This is a genomic window from Macrococcus epidermidis (assembly GCF_003259695.1).
Classification (GTDB): domain Bacteria; phylum Bacillota; class Bacilli; order Staphylococcales; family Staphylococcaceae; genus Macrococcoides; species Macrococcoides epidermidis.
On record NZ_PZJH01000001.1, the window covers coordinates 1,014,680 to 1,031,828 of the forward strand.

Consider the following 17,149-nt stretch of genomic DNA (forward strand, 5'->3'; position numbering starts at 1 on the left):
AGATTGTTAATTCAAGATGAATGTAATGTAAATTTTATGTAAAGAAAAAAAGACAATGCATAGTCGCATTGCCTTTTACTCAAGAAATCTTATTTTTTTAGGATTTATAATCGTTGAATACATTATTGTGTATTATTCTGCTCAGCACCATTTGATATCGCACTTTGTACACCCGAAGAACCTGTTTCTATCACTTTAGTTTTCTTACCCGCTTTGTCTTTAAAATATTCATTTATAATATCTCTTCCTAAATCTCCGCCAGGTAACCATGGTGGTGGGACAGGTTGGTTTGTATAGATAATAGCGAAACTCATACTTGGTTTGTCCATAGGAGCATAGCCGATATACGTAGAATTTACACGTGATTTACCATCCTGGAAAACTTCAGCTGTTCCGGTTTTCCCAGCACTTTTTACTACCGTATTAGCAAAACTTTTATAGCCTGTACCAAGTTCGTTATTAAAGGCCATATCGAACCCATCTTTCACTTGATCAATTTCTTCTTGTGAATTATTTATTCGATTCAATACTTTTCCTTTAATACTTTCTTTAATTGGTCCTATTTTATCTGTCTTTGAAGCTCCACGAACTTCTTTAACTAAGTGTGGCTGTATACGATAACCATCATTAGCAATCGTTGAAACATACTGAGAAAGTTGTAAAGGCGTATATGTATCATATTGTCCGATCGCTAAATCCAGATAATTACCAGGATTATTCTTCAGTGTACCTGTTTGACCTGTTACTTCATTTGGTAAATCAATACCTGTTTTAACGCCTAATCCAAACTGATTTAAGCCTTTTCTTAGTTTTAATCCTACTTCTGTTATATCCGCAGGTAATGACATATTGTTAGAATAATTTAAACCTGCCATCTTTAAAGCAGTCTTAAACATATATACGTTTGACGAGTGCATTAATGCTTCTTTATCATTGATTTCTATTTTGCCTGCTGGATTAAAATATGAACGTTTTTCTACGCCACCTTTAAATACTAAAGGTTGGTCAATCATATCCTCTCCAACATTTATCGCATTATTACTATATCCAGTAAGTAATGTTGCGCCTTTTACCGTAGACCCAACTGCATATTGAGATGTAAATGTCCCATAATGATAGTCTGATATCTTACCATTCTTATCAATTTGTCTTCCAGCTAATGCAAGAATATCACCATTGTTAGGATCTTGTACGACTACTAAAACTTTATCCATCGATTTGGCATTCATAGAGCGTAAAATTTGAATATGCTTATCTACTAATTTTTCAACTTGAAGTTGTAGATCTATATCAATAGATAAAACCAGATCATTTCCTCTAGATCCTTCAGAAATCACTTCTGAATTGATGATTTTCCCTGATTTATCTGTTAAATAACGCATCTTCTTCTTTTTACCTCGTAACACATTTTCATATTGAAATTCGAGATAACTTTGTCCTACTCTATCATTACGCGAATATCCTTTAGATAAATAATAGTCTACTAATTCTTTAGGTAATCCTTCTTCTTTTGATGAAACATTTCCAAACATTGTACGTAATGTCTTACCATAAAGATATTTTCTATCCCAATCCATTGTTGTATTCACACCAGGTAATTCACTTAAATTCTGAGAAACTAGTGCATATTCTTTTTCTGACACGTTTTCGTTTCTAATAATTTGAGGACTTAACTGACTACCACTGCTCATTTCGCGAAAAATAGCTGCTATTTCTAATTCATCTTGTGACATTGATTTCAATTTATCTTCTGTTAACTTTTTATATACCGCTTCATTATATTCATCCTGAGAAATTTCACCGGTATCAAATAATTGTAATTCTTTCTTCATCAACTGATCCACTTCATCTTTATGCGTCAATATAAAGAAATCCTGCTTATCCCTTAAAGTCAATGCATCTGTAGGCATAGACATCAATTTATGTAATTTCTTTGCAGTATCAAGCATTTCACTGCGACTTGTCATACGGTCACGTGTGTATGTAATAGCTTTCTTTGAAGTATTATCAACCAACAATTTACCGTTGCGATCATAAATTCTGCCTCTTGGAACTGATTCATTTACTTCTATATTTTCATTATTATCCACTGCTTTTTTATACGTTTCACCTTTAACAATCTGAAGGTATCCTAATCTAAGAACAAGGATGATTAATAATGAAACAATTGCCATAAAGATAACGCTGATTCTACGGTTCATCAGTCGCTTTTGTTTAAGTTCATTTGATTCTTGTTTAACACGTTTCAAAGGAAATCCCCCATCACTAACCATTTATCTTTTAATAATATATGAATTAACACATATTTTCTATATTTTTGATATAAAAACACAAATAAAGAGACATTTCAGATGAAATGTCTCTTTATTTTTACGAATTACGATTAACAACTATTTAGCAGCTAAATATAATTCGTTTACTTTTTCCCAGTTTACTACATTCCAGAATGCTGCAATATAGTCAGGACGTTTATTTTGATAGTTTAGGTAATAAGCATGTTCCCATACATCTAAACCTAAGATCGGTGTTTTACCTTCCATTAATGGATTCTCTTGGTTTGGTGTAGAAACTACTTCTAATTCTCCATTGTTTACTACTAACCAAGCCCAACCAGAACCAAAACGTGTAGTTGCAGCTTTAGCGAATTCTTCTTTAAAAGCGTCTAAAGAACCGAATTTAGCGTTGATTGCATCAACTACTTCACCAGTAGCTTCTTTACCTGGTGCAAGTAAAGTCCAGAATAAAGAGTGATTATAGTGTCCACCACCATTATTTACAACAGCTGTTTTCTTATCAGCAGGTACTTCGTTAATTCTTTTCATTAAATCTTCGATAGAAAGATCCGCAAATTCTGTTCCTTCTACTGCAGCGTTTAAGTTAGTAACGTAAGTATTATGGTGTTTCGTATGGTGAATCTCCATAGTTTCTTTATCGATGTGTGGTTCTAATGCATCATATGCATATGGTAATTGTGGTAATTCAAAAGCCATAATTAATCATCCTCCTTAAGTTTTAAGTACATATTCATCATATCAACTTAAGATAGCGTTCTCAACTACTTTGCTTATATATCAAAATGATTATTTTTGATAGAATAATAGTGTTGTCTCATCTCCAAACATTTAATGCATTCTAGGAGGAAGTAATTTGTATATTAAGCACTTGAAAAGGTTAATGAAGCCTAAACAATATCCTTTGTTCAGAACGGTAAAGCTCAGATATATTTTTTTACATATATTTATCATTGCATTTCTTTTCTCAATTCCTAATAGTATTCATTATTACAATGCTATTAATGTTGCAAATCAGATGGTGGAAAATAAACAGCATGAAATACCTGACTTTAAAATTAAAGATAACATACTTGTCTTGAAAGAAGAAAAAACAATCGATGTTCCACCTTATAAAATTTTATTTTCAAATAAAAAACAATCACCGGAAAATCATGTCATGTCGTTTCAGAAATACGGTATACAAGTAGATGAATCTACCTTCTTGTCGTATTTAAATTTGCCGATGTTTAATGATAAAACGAGTTTTATTACTTTTTTAAAAACGTATACTACTTCTAGTTACTTTTATCTGTCGATTATTATCGGTTTTCTGATTTTCATTCAATTTATCACTACTGTCATAAAAATTATATTTATCAGTACAGTTGCACACGTTGTCTCAGTACTATTTAAAAGAAAGTCCCGATTTATGAACTGGCTTAAAATAACAACATTTTTATTAACACTACCTTCAATTATTTTATTTTTAGGGTTATTGAATATAAAATACAATATGTTTTTCATCATGTGCTCATGGACAGTGCTCGCAGTCCTCATATTAGTAACTGTTCATAATTTACCTCGTAAAAAAGTAAAGTTTGAATCTTAAAACAAAACAATACAATTTAATGTTATTATTCTATATAATAAATATGTTATGACATTATTCATACTTAAAATTAAAGGAGTTTTATAAATGCCTGAAATCACACATAGAAGAAATACACGTCCAGTGAAGGTTGGAGATCTTACAATCGGTGGAAGTGATGAGCTTATCATACAAAGTATGACGACAACGAAAACACATGACGTTGAAGCGACAGTTGCAGAAATTAAGCGTCTTGAAGAAGCAGGTTGCCAAATTGTACGTGTAGCTTGCCCAAAAGAAGAAGATGCACTGGCAATTGCAGAAATTAAAAAACAAATTAATATCCCACTTGTTGTGGATATTCATTTTGATTATAAATTAGCATTACTTGCTATCGAAGGTGGCGCTGATAAAATTCGTATCAATCCAGGTAATATCGGGCGTCGTGAAAAGGTAGAGGAAGTAGTAAAAGCATGTAAAGCAAAAGGTATACCCATCCGTATTGGTGTTAATGCTGGATCGCTTGAAAAACATATCATAAAAAAATACGGTTATCCAACTGCAGATGGTATGGTTGAAAGTGCATTACATCATATCAAAATTTTAGAAGACCTGGATTTCCATGATATCATCGTATCGATGAAAGCAAGTGACGTTAACTTAGCAATAGAGGCTTACACAAAAGCTGCGCAAGCTTTTGATTATCCACTACATTTAGGTATTACTGAAAGTGGTACATTATTTGCAGGAACAGTTAAATCTGCAGCAGGACTTGGTGCAATCATGAGTTTAGGTATCGGAAATACACTTCGTATCTCTTTATCAGCGGATCCTGTCGAAGAAGTTAAAGTAGCTAGAGAATTATTAAAATCATTTGGATTAGCAAGCAATGCAGCTACATTAATATCTTGTCCTACTTGTGGACGTATTGAAATAGATCTCATTTCTATTGCAAATGAAGTAGAAGAATACATCTCAACGATTAAAGCACCGTTAAAAGTTGCTGTATTGGGTTGTGCGGTTAATGGTCCCGGTGAAGCACGTGAAGCAGATATCGGTATTGCCGGTGCACGTGGTGAAGGCTTGTTATTTATGAAAGGTAAAACAGTCAGAAAAGTTCCAGAGGAAACGATGGTAGAAGAATTGAAGATTGAAATTGATAAATTAGCTGAGGAATACTTTAAAAAGCAAGCTGAAGAAAAATTAAATCAAGAGCAGGCAGTAAATGAATAAAAAGTTTCGTATGGGTATAGATATTGATGGTACTGTAACATGCCCTACTGCTTTAGTACCTTATCTTCAAAGATCTTTTAATAAAGATTTTAAATATGAAGATATTACTGAATATGACTTATCTAATGTACTAAATATTCCTGAATCAGAAATTTATCAATGGTTTAAAGATAATGAACATGAAATATATAAATATTCTCCAGTTCATAATGATGCAGACCAGGTTTTATCGAATTGGGCCAATTATTATCAACTGATCTTTATCAGTGCAAGACATTCTTACTTACAAGAATTAACAATTGACTGGTTTAAAACACACAATGTGCCCTATCATCACATTGAACTTACAGGTTCACATGAAAAGATAGAAACAGCAAGACGTCTTAATGTTGATGCATTTTTTGAGGATAAACTTGATAATGCGATTGAAATTCACAACGCATTAAACATTCCAGTGTATTTATTTGATACACCTTATAATCAAAGTGAATTACCAGCTGGCGTTACACGGGTAAAATCCTGGCTGGAATTAGATACATTAATAAAAAAACAATTTCCAATAAGAAAAGGAGAAGACAGTTAACTGTTTTCTCCTTTTCTTATTTACAACGTTCACATAATCCATATAGTTCAATTTTATGACTATGGATTTCAACATTATCAAGTTCCGCTTCAAATGTTGCAATTGGACAAAATTCAACGACACGTGTTTCACCACATTTTTCACATATAAAATGGTGATGATGATGTGTCGTACATGATAGTCTAAATTTCTTTTCACCATCAAGTTCTGTCACTTCGATAATATTTAATTCATCAAATAAATTTAAATTTCTATATATTGTATCAAATGAAATGCCCGGATATTTCTCATTTAGTTCTTCCTGCATTTGTTTTGCATTAAGGTATTTACTTGTATCATGTAACATACTTATCATATCACGACGTTTGTCCGTATATTTATGTCCATTGTCTTTTAAAACTTTAATCGCATCATCAGTATTCATTTGAAATACCTCCTTTTTCTTTCATATTACTGATAGAAAGGGCAAAAAGCAACACTAATACAAGCAGCATTACAATTACTCCACCTGGAGATATATCTAGATAAAACGCAATAATTAGTCCGATTAAGACTGAACATTCACCTATCACAACACTCCACAGCATCAGTTGCTTATAGCCTTTTGCAAAACGCATGGCACTTGCTACAGGCAGGGTGATTAAACTACTCACTAATAGAATTCCAACGACACGCATCGATGCAGAAATTACAAGCGCCACCATTAGCATAAATAAAATATGTACGTGCTTCGGTACACCGATTATTGCAGCATATTCCTCATCAAAAGATAGAATAAACAACTCTTTATATAATACAAAGATAAATACAAGCACTAAAACAAAAATTGCTAAAATAATAAATACATCATTTAAAGTTACTGCACTGATACTTCCGAATAAATAACCAAATAGGTCCTGATTAAATCCATCCGCAAATGAAATGAAGATAACACTCAATCCAATTCCAAAACTCATGATTATCGGTATTGCTAACTCCTGGTAATGTTTATATAAAGAACGAAGTTTCTCAATTAAAAGAGAGCCTGTGATTGAGAATAATATCCCGGTCCAAACCGGATTAATAGTAACGGCAATCAATTTTGATAAAAGCATGCCAAATGCAATACCACCGAGTGTAACGTGACTTAATGCATCTGCAATTAATGAAAGACGACGTACTACAATAAATGTACCGATTAATGGGGCAAGAATACCTATTAGCATCCCACTTAGAAATGAATAGCGAATAAAATCAAATTCCCACAACGCTTCTATTAAGCTCATTGACAACACTCCCTACTATGATTATGGTCAACAAACTGTACAGGATGACCATAAATTTTAGAGATTTCAACTTCATCTAATGACTTAAATTGATGTGTTGTCCCGTGGAAATGCAGATGCTGGTTGAGACAGGCAACTTGTGTGGCTGTATCAACGACTACGCCAATATCATGCGTTACTAGTAGAATTGTGATACCTTCAGCTTTAAGTTGCGCAAGTAATTCATAGAACTGTGCTACATGTTTTGCATCAATACCAACAGTCGGTTCATCGAGTACTAATACAGAAGGATTTGATATGAGTGCACGTGCGATAAATACACGTTGCTGTTGACCACCAGAAAGCTGAGATATATTTTTATCTTTTAAATGCGTGATATTTAATCGTTCCAGCATCGCTTCAACTTTTTGTTCATCCAGTTTATTAAATTTTTTAAATAACGGTTTAATCTGAATTAAACCACTTCTTACAACTTCAAATACCGTAGCCGGGAAACCACCACTGCTCGCGTTTGCTTTCTGAGAAACATAACCGATACCCGTAAGTTTTTTTTGTGATTTCATATTCTTTCCGTTCATATAAATGCTGCCTGATTGTACCCTTAATATACCCAGGATTAATTTTAACAATGTTGACTTACCTGAACCATTCGGTCCTACAATCGCCAGAAAATCTCCCGGATAGATACTGATGTTAATATCTGATAATGCTACTTTATCTGGATATCGATACGATACATTTCGAATTTCAAATATTGGCTCCAATCGCTTCAGTCCTTTTTGAGATAAAAAACAAGCATTAATCAAAGATTAATCCCTGTTTTAAATTTTATTGATGCATAATTTTTTCTAGTAAATCAGAATCAAACTGATTATTTTTAATCATTTCAATTTCAAATTTATACGGTGGCTTTTTATTTTTTTTATCATCGCCAACTTGAACGTATGGTGTTTCTAAAATCTTAGGTACATCTTTAAAGACTTCATGATAAACAATTTTTGATAATGCATCAAAACCGATGTTGCCAAATCCAAAATTTTCATGACGATCTTTTCGCGCACCCTGTACATTTTTTGAGTCATTTACATGTACAACTTTAATTCTATCAATACCGATAATTTTATCAAATTCTTCCAGCACACCATCAAAATCATTGACAATATCATAACCCGCATCATGTGTGTGACATGTATCAAAACAAACTGATAGTCGGGCATTATTCTTTACACCTGAAATAATTTCAGCAAGTTCTTCAAATGATTTGCCACATTCAGAACCTTTACCTGCCATCGTTTCTAATGCAATACGAACATCATTATTGTTAGATAAAACTTCATTTAACCCTTCAATAATTTTCTTGATACCCGCATCTTCACCAGCACCAACATGAGCGCCAGGATGAAGCACAATATCTTTTGCGCCAATTGCTTCTGTACGTTCAATCTCTTTTTGAAGAAACTCAACACCCAGTTCAAACACTTCAGGTTTTACTGTGTTAGCGATATTGATGATATAAGGTGCATGCACAACAATATTCGATAAATTATTTTCTTTCATAAATGCAAGACCTGCATCTATGTTCAAATCTTCTATCAGTTTACGACGTGTGTTTTGAGGTGCTCCTGTATATATCATAAATGTGGAAGCATTGTAGCTCGCTGCTTCTTCTGCTGCAGCAAGCAACATTTTTTTACCGCTCATTGATACATGAGATCCAATTAGCATGTTAAATCCCTACCTTTTTTTATTCTCTCTATTCGTACGTTTAGAATGGGCTTTTTTCTCATTACGTTTTAACTTATCTAATTCAAAACGGAATTTCTTCTTATACCCCGGTTTCACTTTTTTCTTACCTTTTAGTTTATGTTTTAAGTTCTGTTCGATATTATCTTCTTTTTTCTTACGTGATTGGCGCTCAGTTCTATCTTTAATTTCGACTAATTCACCATTTTTAACATCGCTATGAATGAATGAGAAACCACGTTTCTCAATCTGATTGATTAAATCTTCTTCATCTGGTGTATAAATCGTTATTGCTACACCAGTATAGTTTCCTCGACCTGTTCGCCCTACACGGTGCGTAAAGAAAGCAATATCACGTGGAATATCATAATTGATAACATGACTAACACCATCAATATCAATACCACGACTTGCAAGATCACTCGCAACGACATATTGATATTCAAGATTTTTCACACGTTTCATTTGCTGTGTACGTTCACGTGGTGCAAGACCGCCATGAATCACACCTACTTTTAACCCCTGATCTTGTAAATATTCAGCTACTTCATCCGCACGTTCACGACTATTCGCAAAAATAATTGCGAGATAAGGATTAATCGTAGACATTATTTTAGTTAACTGTTCTTTACGATCGTTACTTTTCGTAGGTACAAGATAAAAAGTAATATTTTTATTTGTCTTTGCGTCAGGTTCAATCTCAATAAATTCCGGCTTAGATAAGTATTTATTTAAAAATGGATGTAAAGCTTTAGGTATCGTAGCAGAAAATACAGCAATTTGTGCTTCACGCGATACATTTGCAGCAATCTTATCAACTGTCGGCAAGAATCCTAAGTCAATCATTAAGTCGGCTTCATCAATAACGACAGCTCTCGCTAAATGAATATGTAACACATTTTCTTCTGCTAAATCTTTTATTCGATTTGGTGTCCCGATAACAATTTGTGGCTGTACTTTTGATTTTTGAATATCTTTATTCTTATCAGTACCTCCAATATAAAGCCCTGCTTTTATACCATCTGTAAATGAAATTAAATGCTCTGCTGCATCATATAACTGCTTTGCAAGCTCTCTTGTAGGTGCAAGAATAATAATTTGAGGATGCTGTACCTCTTTATCAATTTTATTAATTAACGGTAGTAAAAATGCATGCGATTTTCCTGTACCAGTTTGTGATTGTCCAATTAAGTGTGTTTCTTTTTTTAATTTAGGAATAACTCTTCTCTGGATTTCTGTTGGCTGGTTGAAATTTAAATCTTCCACCGCTTCTACTAAATATGGTGCAAGTTCAAATAACTCAAATGGGTGTTTGTCCATCATAATCCTCCTTTTATGTTCATCTCATGTATTATATAGGAAAGAATACGAAAAAGAAAGCAATCATTGTTAAAATTAAAATATTCTAATCATCTTTAAAAGTTTGTTATACTATTTATTAAGCAGATTAATAGGAGGAAAATGCGATGGAAATTATTAAAATAACACCTCGTGGATATTGTTACGGTGTCGTTGATGCCATGGTGATTGCACGCAATGCTTCACTTGATAAATCATTGCCACGTCCAATATATATTTTAGGTATGATCGTGCATAATAAACATGTAACTGATGCTTTCGAAAGCGATGGTATCATTACACTCGATGGACCAAACCGATTAGAAATATTAGAGAAAATCAGTGAAGGTACAGTTATATTTACCGCACATGGTGTAAGTCCTGAAGTAAAACGCCGTGCTAAAGAAAAGGGACTTGTTTGTATTGATGCAACTTGTCCGGATGTAGAAAACACACATACATTGATTCGTAAGAAAAAAGCAGAAGGTTATCATGTCATCTATATCGGTAAAAAAGGACATCCGGAACCTGAAGGCGCTGTTGGTGTCGCTCCGGAAATCGTACATCTTGTGGAAAATATCAACGATATCGACAACCTTGATGAAGATTTAAAAAACAATAAACTTATCGTTACAAATCAAACAACAATGAGTCAATGGGATGTAAAACATCTTATGGACGAACTACAAAAAAAATATCCACATATCGAAGTGCATAAAGAAATCTGTTTAGCGACACAAGTACGCCAGGAAGCAGTTGCAAATCAAGCAGGACAAGCAGACGTATTAATCGTGGTTGGTGACCCAAAAAGCAACAACTCTAACCGTTTAGCACAAGTATCTAAAGAAATCGCTCATACAGAAGCTTACCGAATTTCTGACATTAGCGAACTAAAACTTGAATGGCTTCAGGGTAAGTCAACGATCGCTGTAACTGCAGGGGCTTCAACACCAACACCAATCGTAAAAGAGGTCATCGATTATATTAAATCTTACGATCCATTAAATATTCAGCCGATACCAGAAAAGTCAGGTGTACCAACAGAAAAAATCTTACCTAAAATTAAAAATGCAACACCTGTAAAAATTTTAGATTAATAAAACGATGCTTAAACCTTAGTTTAAGCATCGCTCTTTTTTTATATTACTTTAAATGGATTTGTATCTATTTGTGAAACAACGATATTTATATCTTTGATAAAAGTGGATAAAAGTGCTTTGAGGCCATCTTTCATAACATATTCAGCATAATGTGTGATATCAAGCGCAGCAAGTTCTGCCATTATTAAATCATGTGCTTCATGATACTTAATATCACCTGTAATAAACACATCAACACCTGTTCGCTTAACATCTTTCATGTAATCCATACCTGCCCCGCCAATTATCCCAACTGTGTTAATAACTTTATCTTCACCTATCATCTTAATAACATCCAGATTTAATTTCTCTTTGGCAATTTTAGCAAAATCAGATAATGAAATAGGTTCCATCAAGGCTGCCTTTACACCAGTACCATATTCAGCCTGGACGTCAATTGACCAAATATCAAAAGCAGGTGTTTCATAAGGATGATGTGTTTTTATCACTTCTAATACATCAGATTTCAAAGATGATTCAAAGACACATTCAATCTTCATTTCTTCTTCCTGATGTATTTCACCTTTACTACCGACAAATGGGTTAGCATTTTCTAATGCACGAAATTCGCCAGTTCCTTTTATTGAAAAGAAACAGTGATCATAATCACCAATTTGTCCAGCACCTACCTTTGCCAACGCTGATTTAAATTGTTCAGCATATGCTAACGGAACAAAAATCTGTAACTTTAGTATCGATTTTTGTTCAGGTAATAATATTTCTATATCCTTTAATTCAAGACGCTCAGCAATCATTGCACTAACACCTTTAGGATGGGCATCCAAATTTGTGTGTAATGCAATCAACTGTATGTCGTTCTTTATTAAGCTTCTGATTACTTCTCCATAACCTGAATGAAGAATTGATTTTATACCACTAAAAATCAGTGGATGATGGCAAATTATAGTATTTATATTTTTTTCTTTAGCTTCCTCTACAACGTCTAACGTACAATCAAGCGCTGTTAAAATACCTGTAATTACAGCTTCTTCATCTCCAATTAGAAGACCTACATTATCCCACTCTTCTGCAGTTTGCAGTGGTATCTCCTGATTGATTTGCTTTAACAACTCTTTAATCAACATAACATAACACCTCTTTTAATAATGAGATTTCTTCTTTTAGCTGTTCATGTTTTTGTGCATGAACAGGATCGTGTTCTATCGCTGATAATACTTTTATTAAATGCTGATATTCTCTATTCCATTTTTCGATAAACACTTCATTTTTATTTTGTAAAAGAATTGGGCCGAACTTCAGTGCTTTTTGTGTATATGCCACTTTTTCAGTGGCATATTCAGCAACGATAATTTCGTAGGTATGCTTTTTTTCTTTCATTATCTCTTCAGCCATAATTTCATAGCCAAGTGAAACAAGTGCACGACGAACTGCTTCTGTATGAATATTACTTTGCAGAATTAGACGTGGATGATTACTTAATTTATCTTTACCAGTAGTAATAATGTCTGCGATAAGTGGTCCACCCATACCACAAATAGTAATTACATCAACTTCACCCGGTTTAATGACTTCTAATCCATTACCAAGACGTACGTCTATAGAAGTGGAAGCATTATACTTTCTAACATTCTGAACTGCAGCTTCAAACGGTCCAGTAACCACTTCACCAGCTATCGCATATCTAATCAGATTATTTTCTAATGCATATAGAGGTAAATAAGCATGATCGGACCCTATATCAGCTAAACGTTCATGCTGTATATACCTTGCAACTGTCTTTAATCTATTATTTAATGGTATCATTTTATATCCTTTCAAAAAAAATCTTTTGCACTTGGCAAAAGATTTTAATTGTTTATTATTTTGCTTCTTTTAAATACTTCACTAAAGTATCTAAATCTTTATCAGAAATTTTTGAAGCGTCGTGTGCTGGCATCGCACCTTTACCTTCACGGATAATCTTCTTAGCATCATCTGGTTTCATAGAAAGACCAGCTAATTTAGGACCCATTCCACCTTCTAAGTTTTGACCGTGACATGACGTACAGTTATCTTTTGCAAAAGTTTTAGCATCAAACTTTTGCTCAGTTTTAGCTCCGCCTTCACCCTCTTCTTCAGCTTTGTTAGCACCATGTGCTGACATAAAGAAGATTAAGCCTACGCCCATAAGCATAATAAGTAAAAACGGAATTACTGGATTACGATTCATTCAATTTACCTCCCTTTAATTTCACCATATACATATCTATTTTATATTAAAAACAATGATTGTCAAAGACTTTTCACAATTAAAATTGAAATTTTAATCCATAAAATCTTTAAGACGTTTACTTCTAGATGGATGACGTAATTTACGTAAAGCTTTTGCTTCGATTTGGCGTATACGTTCTCTCGTTACACCGAACACTTTTCCTACTTCTTCAAGCGTACGGGTACGTCCATCATCTAAACCAAATCGTAATCTTAAAACATTTTCTTCACGATCTGTTAATGTATCTAATACATCTTCTAATTGTTCTTTTAATAACTCATATGCAGCATGATCAGCTGGACTTTGTGCGTCCTGATCTTCAATAAAATCACCTAAGTGACTATCATCTTCTTCACCGATCGGTGTTTCAAGTGAAACTGGCTCTTGTGCTATCTTTAAGATTTCACGAACTTTTTCAGGTGGTAAATCCATTTCTTCTCCAATTTCTTCCGGGGAAGGATCACGTCCTAAGTCCTGAAGTAATTGACGTTGTACACGTATTAACTTGTTTATCGTTTCTACCATATGCACTGGTATACGAATTGTTCTTGCCTGGTCAGCAATCGCACGCGTGATTGCCTGACGAATCCACCATGTAGCGTAAGTTGAGAATTTAAATCCTTTCGTAAAATCAAACTTTTCTACAGCTTTAATTAGACCCATGTTACCTTCCTGTATTAAATCAAGGAATAACATACCACGTCCTACATAACGTTTTGCAATACTCACAACAAGACGTAAGTTTGCTTCTGCAAGTCGTGCTTTCGCTTCATCATCCCCCTGCTCAATACGTTTAGCAAGTTCAATTTCTTCTTCAGCACTTAATAAATTAACGCGTCCAATTTCTTTTAAATACATACGAACAGGATCGTTAATTTTAACACCTGGAGGTGCAGATAAATCATTAAGATTGATCTTATCATCTGTATCATTTGCATCTTTTTCATTGATTAAAGTGATGTCATTTTCGGCAATCGCTTCAAAAAATTCATCCATCTGATCAGAATCCATCTCAAAATTTTGTAATTTATCAGCGATTTCTTCGTGACTTAAATGTCCATTCTTCTTACCTGTCTCAAGTAATTGTGCTTTTACTTGTTCTAATGTCAATAATTCTGCGATTTTCGTTGTCGTATCGGATTTCTTTGCAGCCATTTTAAAACCTCCCAGTATGTCTAGTGCTTTTTTGATCTTTGATATTGAATGATTTCTCTCACAATATTATCGCGTGTCTCCATGTCACCGGTAGCAATTGCATCTTTTAAAGCTTGTTTCAGCTGACTCACATGTGTTAATTTATGCTGCTCTTCATTAAAGACATATACATAATCATTTATTTCCTCTGTAGTAGGTTCGGAATTAACCAACATACTGTCAATTGATAAACATACCTCATGAATATCCTGAGGAATATGTGTGATGAATTGACTGAGATTAAATTGGTCTTCATTATTGTAATACCCTATTAAAGCCTCATAAATCAATCTATGGTATGCATTTGAGAAATTATGTGCAGACAGAGAATCTTTATATTGTGTGAATAAATATTTATCTGTCATAAAATGTTTTAGTACCACGCGTTCAGCAGTCTCAATCTTGTTTAATGATTCTTGTTTGATACCAACATTAATATGATTAAATGGACGCTTTTTCTGATTTTTTTGTACTTGATATTTTAGACTGTCAAAATCTACTTTAAACAAATCACTTGCTTCATGCAATACTTTTTTCTGTAAAACTTCAGAATTCATAAGTTTAGCATCTTGAATAATATTATTCAAATGTTTTTCATATGCTAAATCATTATTCTTTATTTCATTCTGATAATATTGCATATAAAAGCTTAAATAATTAATCTTATGCGTTTGAAAATATTCTAAGAACTGATTTTCCCCTAAATCTCTAATCATCTCATCCGGATCTTTTCCTTTGTGAATCGGTACTACAAACACATTTAATCCTTCTGAAAGTAATGTCTTTCCAGATTTTAGTGTCGCTTCAATACCAGCTCTATCTCCATCAAACATTAACGTAATATTTTGTGCGAGTTTTTTCAGTGATATTACATGCTCTCTACTTAATGCTGTACCCATTGTTGCTACCGCATTATGAATACCTACTTCACCAAGCTTTAATACATCCATAAAACCTTCAAGTAAAATTACTTCATCTGTTTCTCGAATTGGTTTACGTGCAACATCAATATGATAAAGGATATTTCTTTTTTGAAATATCGGTGTCTCAGGACTATTTAAATATTTGGGTTCACTACCATCAAAACTTCGCGCAGAGAAGCCAACTGTATCTCCACGTGCATTTCGGATAGGAAACATAATACGATTACGAAAACGGTCAAAATAACTGAAATTTTCCTCATTTCTGCTTAAAAGACCAGCTTCATATGCAAGTGATTCATCATATCCTTGTTTTTTTAAAAAATCTAACGCAAAATGACTTACATTCGGACTGAAACCAATTTTTTCTTTGGCAATCAAATCGTCATCTATACCACGTTTATAAAGATATTCTAAAGCTGGTTCAGCCTCTTCAATTGCTTTTAATACATAGTGATAATAATCATTTAATAAGTTATGCATTTCAACCATTTTCGTATGGTCATTTTCAACTGTTGGGTTATCACTTTGGACATCTATCTTGATATCAACATTTTCACCTAATATTTTAACTGCTTCAATAAATGAGACATTTTCTATTTGTTCGATAAACTGAAAAACATTTCCACCCTTTTTACATCCGAAACAATGACAAATCTGTTTTTCAACAGATACTGAAAATGATGGTGTTTTTTCATCATGAAAGGGACATAAACCGATATAGTTACGTCCCCTTTTTTCTAATTTCACATATTGACTTACAACATCTAAAATATCATTCTTTTCCCGTATTTCATTAATTATTTTTGGATCGATTTGCAAACTTCCACCTCATCATACCCATATTAATTTCTAGTAATTATTTTAATGATTTCATTCGCTGTTTCTTCAATTGCTTTATTCGAAACATCAATAACTTCACAATTAATTCTTGAAACAATCTCTTCAAAATATTTTAATTCTTCTAAAATACGTTGATCTTTTGCATAGTTGGCATCATTTTTTAATCCAAGTTGAGCCAAGCGTTCGATTCGGATTTTATTCAATTTTTCAGGATCAATTTTTAAAGCGATACATTTTTTAGGGTCAATTTCAAACAACTGATCAGGCGGATCAACTTCCGGTACTAATGGAACATTCATGACTTTAAATCTTTTATGAGCCAAATACTGACTTAAAGGTGTCTTTGACGTACGTGAAACACCGATCAAGACAATATCAGCTTTTGAAAGTCCGCGCGGATCTCGACCGTCATCATATTTTACAGCAAATTCAATTGCTTCTATCTTCTTAAAGTAATCTTCATCGAGTTTATGTACCATACCAGGCTCATTTAACGGTTTTTCTTCAAGCGTTTCTTCTAAAAGCCCCATTAACGGCCCCATTAAATCTACGCTTTTGATATTATGTTTTGCTAATTCAGACTGCATATAAGCTCTGACATTCGGTTTAACTAAAGTGTATACAACGATAGATTTCTGTTCTTTAGCCAGGCTGATAACTTCATTTATATTTTCATGAGTTTCAATATATGGCAGACGAATTGTATCTACAACGTTATTTAACATATTAAACTGAGAAATACATGCTTTTGTAACGAGTTCTGCTGTTTCACCAACTGAATCTGATGCAATAATTAATCTCATTTCATTCATAAAATA

The 17,149-nt window shown here is 33.4% G+C and carries 17 protein-coding genes; 4 read left to right on the forward strand and 13 right to left on the reverse strand.

All coding sequences use genetic code 11. The features are described 5' to 3' along the window. Nucleotides 1–122: 122 nt before the first annotated feature. On the reverse strand, nt 123–2,201 hold the full coding sequence (locus BHU61_RS05350; protein WP_242444227.1) for a peptidoglycan D,D-transpeptidase FtsI family protein: 2,079 nt from the start codon (nt 2,199–2,201) through the stop codon (nt 123–125). A 189-nt stretch (nt 2,202–2,390) separates the two neighbouring features. Beyond that, nucleotides 2,391–2,990 carry a superoxide dismutase gene (locus tag BHU61_RS05355; protein WP_111715187.1) on the reverse strand — a complete coding sequence of 200 codons (600 nt, stop codon included), beginning with the start codon at nt 2,988–2,990 and terminating at the stop codon, nt 2,391–2,393. A gap of 157 nt (nt 2,991–3,147) precedes the next feature. On the opposite strand from BHU61_RS05355, the gene BHU61_RS05360 reads away from it, so the two are divergent. From BHU61_RS05360 to BHU61_RS05370, 3 genes are all read left to right on the forward strand, one after another. After that, nucleotides 3,148–3,882, forward strand: a complete 735-nt coding sequence (locus BHU61_RS05360) for a DUF1189 family protein (RefSeq protein WP_111715188.1) — start codon at nt 3,148–3,150, stop codon at nt 3,880–3,882. Between the two features lie 96 nt (nt 3,883–3,978). After that, nucleotides 3,979–5,094, forward strand: coding sequence for a flavodoxin-dependent (E)-4-hydroxy-3-methylbut-2-enyl-diphosphate synthase (gene ispG / locus BHU61_RS05365; protein ID WP_199798213.1), 1,116 nt, complete (start codon nt 3,979–3,981; stop codon nt 5,092–5,094). Next, nucleotides 5,087–5,677, forward strand: coding sequence for an LNS2 domain-containing protein (locus BHU61_RS05370; RefSeq protein WP_111715190.1), 591 nt, complete (start codon nt 5,087–5,089; stop codon nt 5,675–5,677). Before ispG ends, BHU61_RS05370 begins: the two co-directional genes overlap by 8 nt. Before the next feature lie 16 nt (nt 5,678–5,693). Here BHU61_RS05370 and BHU61_RS05375 read toward each other — a convergent pair whose 3' ends face one another. The 5 genes from BHU61_RS05375 to BHU61_RS05395 all read right to left on the reverse strand — a co-directional run bounded on the left by BHU61_RS05375 (nt 5,694) and on the right by BHU61_RS05395 (nt 10,005). Beyond that, nucleotides 5,694–6,101 (reverse strand): Fur family transcriptional regulator, encoded by a 408-nt coding sequence (locus tag BHU61_RS05375; protein WP_096076344.1) that lies wholly within the window; start codon nt 6,099–6,101, stop codon nt 5,694–5,696. After that, a complete protein-coding gene (locus BHU61_RS05380; protein ID WP_111715192.1) occupies nt 6,091–6,942 on the reverse strand; it encodes a metal ABC transporter permease in 852 nt (283 codons plus the stop codon). The genes BHU61_RS05375 and BHU61_RS05380 overlap by 11 nt, the downstream gene beginning before the upstream one ends. Beyond that, nucleotides 6,939–7,706 (reverse strand): metal ABC transporter ATP-binding protein, encoded by a 768-nt coding sequence (locus BHU61_RS05385; protein ID WP_111715193.1) that lies wholly within the window; start codon nt 7,704–7,706, stop codon nt 6,939–6,941. Before BHU61_RS05385 ends, BHU61_RS05380 begins: the two co-directional genes overlap by 4 nt. 64 nt (nt 7,707–7,770) lie before the next feature. Beyond that, entirely contained in the window at nt 7,771–8,667 is an 897-nt protein-coding gene (locus tag BHU61_RS05390) for a deoxyribonuclease IV (protein WP_111715195.1), read from the reverse strand. Between the two features lie 9 nt (nt 8,668–8,676). Beyond that, nucleotides 8,677–10,005: a DEAD/DEAH box helicase gene (locus BHU61_RS05395; protein WP_111715197.1), complete on the reverse strand. Its 1,329-nt coding sequence runs from the start codon at nt 10,003–10,005 to the stop codon at nt 8,677–8,679. A 146-nt stretch (nt 10,006–10,151) separates the two neighbouring features. Between BHU61_RS05395 and BHU61_RS05400 the strand changes: the two genes are divergently transcribed. Continuing rightward, nucleotides 10,152–11,120, forward strand: a complete 969-nt coding sequence (locus BHU61_RS05400; RefSeq protein ID WP_111715198.1) for a 4-hydroxy-3-methylbut-2-enyl diphosphate reductase — start codon at nt 10,152–10,154, stop codon at nt 11,118–11,120. Nucleotides 11,121–11,161: 41 nt separating this feature from the next. Here BHU61_RS05400 and BHU61_RS05405 read toward each other — a convergent pair whose 3' ends face one another. The 6 genes from BHU61_RS05405 to BHU61_RS05430 all read right to left on the reverse strand — a co-directional run bounded on the left by BHU61_RS05405 (nt 11,162) and on the right by BHU61_RS05430 (nt 17,143). Next, nucleotides 11,162–12,247, reverse strand: coding sequence for a Nif3-like dinuclear metal center hexameric protein (locus tag BHU61_RS05405; protein ID WP_111715200.1), 1,086 nt, complete (start codon nt 12,245–12,247; stop codon nt 11,162–11,164). Beyond that, nucleotides 12,237–12,926, reverse strand: a complete 690-nt coding sequence (locus BHU61_RS05410) for a tRNA (adenine(22)-N(1))-methyltransferase (RefSeq protein WP_111715201.1) — start codon at nt 12,924–12,926, stop codon at nt 12,237–12,239. The genes BHU61_RS05405 and BHU61_RS05410 overlap by 11 nt, the downstream gene beginning before the upstream one ends. A 55-nt stretch (nt 12,927–12,981) precedes the next feature. After that, entirely contained in the window at nt 12,982–13,332 is a 351-nt protein-coding gene (locus tag BHU61_RS05415; RefSeq protein ID WP_111715203.1) for a c-type cytochrome, read from the reverse strand. Nucleotides 13,333–13,425: 93 nt separating this feature from the next. Further along, the gene (gene rpoD / locus BHU61_RS05420) at nt 13,426–14,529 is read right to left on the reverse strand and encodes an RNA polymerase sigma factor RpoD (RefSeq protein WP_111715204.1); all 1,104 of its coding nucleotides are present in this window, start codon (nt 14,527–14,529) and stop codon (nt 13,426–13,428) included. 20 nt (nt 14,530–14,549) lie between these two features. Continuing rightward, nucleotides 14,550–16,310, reverse strand: a complete 1,761-nt coding sequence (dnaG, locus tag BHU61_RS05425; RefSeq protein ID WP_111715206.1) for a DNA primase — start codon at nt 16,308–16,310, stop codon at nt 14,550–14,552. Between the two features lie 23 nt (nt 16,311–16,333). Continuing rightward, complete coding sequence (locus tag BHU61_RS05430) at nt 16,334–17,143, reverse strand: pyruvate, water dikinase regulatory protein (RefSeq protein ID WP_111715208.1); 810 nt, start codon at nt 17,141–17,143, stop codon at nt 16,334–16,336. Between the last annotated feature and the right edge of the window lie 6 nt (nt 17,144–17,149).